3 protein-coding genes are annotated in these 3,037 nt (G+C 71.6%); 2 read left to right on the top strand and 1 reads right to left on the bottom strand.

Annotated features, from left to right (window positions below; genetic code table 11):
* Positions 1 to 1,149: molybdopterin-dependent oxidoreductase (locus AAC134_RS23705; protein ID WP_339952263.1), on the bottom strand; the 1,149-nt coding region annotated here is incomplete at its 3' end.
* Between the two features lie 235 nt (positions 1,150 to 1,384).
* Here AAC134_RS23705 and egtB point away from each other — a divergent pair.
* Together egtB and AAC134_RS23695 are read left to right on the top strand one after the other, a co-directional pair.
* Entirely contained in the window at positions 1,385 to 2,656 is a 1,272-nt protein-coding gene (gene egtB / locus AAC134_RS23700; RefSeq protein ID WP_339952261.1) for an ergothioneine biosynthesis protein EgtB, read from the top strand.
* Between the two features lies 1 nt (position 2,657).
* The coding region (locus AAC134_RS23695; protein ID WP_339952259.1) for an L-histidine N(alpha)-methyltransferase at positions 2,658 to 3,037 on the top strand (380 nt) is incomplete at its 3' end.

Raw genomic sequence — 3,037 nt, 5'->3', positions numbered from 1 at the left:
CGGCAGCCCCACCTGGCCGCGCATCAGGAACAGGTTCACCAACATGCCCAGGTTCAGCCAGCCGTTGACGTGCTGGGTCAGCCCCATGCCGTAGATGCCGATGACCCGCTTCGAGCCGAGGTAGATCCGCCCCGCCTCCTCGATCATCTCGCGGGTCAGGCCCGAGTGGCGCTCGATTTCCGCCCAGGAGACCTCGCGCACGGCGGCCGCAGCCGCTTCGAAGCCCTCGGTGTGCTCGGCGATGAAGGCGGCGTCGAGCCCGGCGCCGGGGGCGGCGTCCTCGGCGGCGAGCACGCATTTCATCAGCCCCGCGAGCACCGCCACGTCGCCGCCCGGGCGGACCTGGTAGTATTTCTCCGAGATCCGCGTGGGCGCGCCGACCGTCATCTGCACCAGGTCCTGGGGGTCGGTGAACGCCAGCAGGCCCCGTTCGCGCAGCGGATTGAAGGTGACGATCCGCCCGCCCCGCTCCACCACCCGCTTGAGCACGTGCAGGAACCGCGGGCTGGAGGTTCCGGTGTTCTGGCCGAAGAAGAAGATCGCGTCGCACTGCTCGAAATCCTCGAGCGTGCAGGTCCCCACCGGCGTGCCCAGCAGGGCCTTGAGGTTCACGCTGGTGGTCTCGTGGCACATGTTGGAGGACTGCGGCAGGTTCTGGTGGCCGAAGGCCCGCGCGAACAGCGCGTAGAGATACGACGCCTCCAGCCCCGAGTGGCCCGAGGCGTAGAACACGCTCTCCTTCGCCGGATGGGCGCGCAGGGCGGCGCCGATCCGGGCGAAGGCCTCCTGCCAGGAGACGGGCAGGTAGCGGTCGCTCTCGGGATCGTAGCGCAGCGGCTCGGTCAGGCGGCCGGCGGACTCGAGGTCGTGGTCGTGCAGGCCGCGCAGCTCGGCCAGGGTATGGCGTTCCCAGAAGGCGGCGTCGGCGCGGCGTCGGTCGAGCTCCCAGAAGGTGGCCTTGGCGCCGTTTTCGCAGAACTCGGCCGGGCGCGGCTCGGCGGACTTGGCCCAGGCGCAGCCGGTGCACATCACGCCGCCCGGCTTGTTCAGCCGCGCCAGGATCCCCAGCGCCTCGGCCGAGGGTCTGGCCGCGCCCCAGGCCCGCATCACCCCCTGCAACGAACCCCCAGCCGCCCGTCGCCCGCTCATAGACCGGGGTGTCCGCGTCGGGGCGCTGCGGGTCGTGCCGAGGGGGCCCTGCTGGCCCGAGCGGGCGCGTGCGGTCGGTCATGAAGGCCTCATCCTCGTCGCAATCACATTTCCAACTGGCGGGCGAGGTTTTTGTTCAAGAAGAATCCGGAGAAATTTTGGCGGGTTCTGGAACATCCCTCGGCGTCGCGGGTTCGATCTCCCCGAAGATCGCGCAACCGTCAGGAGGGTCCTCGTGACGACCAACGCCCGGGCGCTTCGCCCCGCCGCCGCCCAGCCCCCCGCCGCCGGCGAGGACGTCGCCAGCCTCTGCGCCCATGTCCGTGCGACCACCGACGCGCTGGCCGCGCCGCTGCGGCCCGAGGACATGATGCTGCAGTCGATGCCCGAGGCGAGCCCCGCCAAGTGGCATCTGGCGCATACCACATGGTTCTTCGAGGAGTTCGTGTTGCGCCCGCATGCCCCGGGCTATCGCTCGCCCGACGACCGCTTCGCCTTCCTGTTCAACTCCTACTACGTGCAGGCCGGGCCGCGGCATGCCCGCGACAAGCGGGGGCTGGTCTCGCGCCCCGGGGTGCAGGAGGTGCTGGACTACCGCCGGGTGGTGGACGAGGCGATGGCCCCGCTGCTGGCCGGCGGCCCCGCGGACCCGGAGGTCGCGGCGCTGGTCGAGCTGGGCTGCCACCACGAGATGCAGCACCAGGAACTGCTGGTCACCGACCTGCTGCACGGCCTGTCGTTCAACCCGCTGCTGCCCGTCTACCGCGACCCCGAGCCGATGCCGGTCGGCGAGGAGGTCCCCCTGACATTCTCCCGCCACGACGGCGGCCTGGTCGAGATCGGTCATGACGGCGAGGGTTTCGCCTACGACTGCGAGCAGCCCCGCCACCCCGTGTGGCTCGCCCCGTTCGAGATCGCCGAGCGTCCCGTCTCCAACCGCGACTGGATCGCCTTCATCGAGGCCGGCGGCTACGACGCCCAGACCCTGTGGCTGGTCGACGGCTGGGCCGAGCGCGAGCGGCGCGGCTGGGACGCGCCCCTCTACTGGTGGCGCGAGGACGGGGCGTGGTGGACCTACACCCTGCGCGGCCCGCAGCCGCTGAACCTCGACGCGCCGGTCTGCCATGTCAGCCTCTACGAGGCCGACGCCTTCGCCCGCTGGGCCGGCGCCCGCCTGCCCACCGAGGCCGAGTGGGAGACCGCCTTCGCCGACCGCCCGATCGAGGGCAATTTCCTCGACGGCGGCGCGCTGCGCCCGCTGCCCGGCGGCTCGCCCTGGGGTGACGTTTGGGAATGGACCTCGAGCCCGTTCTCCCCCTACCCCGGCTTCCGCCCGCCGGAGGGGGCGATCGGCGAATACAACGGCAAGTTCATGGCCAACCAGTTCGTGCTGCGCGGCGGCTCCTGCGCCACGCCCTCGCGGCAGATGCGGGCGAGCTACCGCAATTTCTTCCACCCGCACCTGCGCTGGCAGATGATGGGCCTGCGCCTGGCGAGGGACTGCTGAGATGGATGCCTCGCGCCTGCCCGAGCCCCAGCTGGCCGACCCCGACCAGCCCGCACCGGAGCCGACCAACCCCGAGCTGATGGCCGCCGCCGTCGAGGGGCTGATGCGCCCCTTCGGCCGCAAGGCCCTGTCGCCCAAGTGGTTCTACGACGAGACCGGCAGCGCCCTGTTCGAGCGGATCACCGAGCTGCCCGAATACTACCTCGGCCGGGCCGAGCGGGAGATCCTGGCCGCCTCCCTCGACCGGATCGCGGCCCACGTGCCCCCCGGCGCCGAGCTGGTGGAGCTGGGCAGCGGCGCCAGCGTCAAGACGCGGCGGCTGCTCGACCGGCTCGACGCGCTCGCCCGATGGAAGGCGCCCCACGCGGATGCCCCGGAAGT

The sequence above is a fragment of the uncultured Albimonas sp. genome, assembly GCF_963977235.1.
Lineage (GTDB): Bacteria > Pseudomonadota > Alphaproteobacteria > Rhodobacterales > Rhodobacteraceae > Albimonas.
The sequence above is the reverse complement of the archived record's forward strand: the minus strand, read 5'-3'. Positions and strand labels throughout refer to the sequence as shown.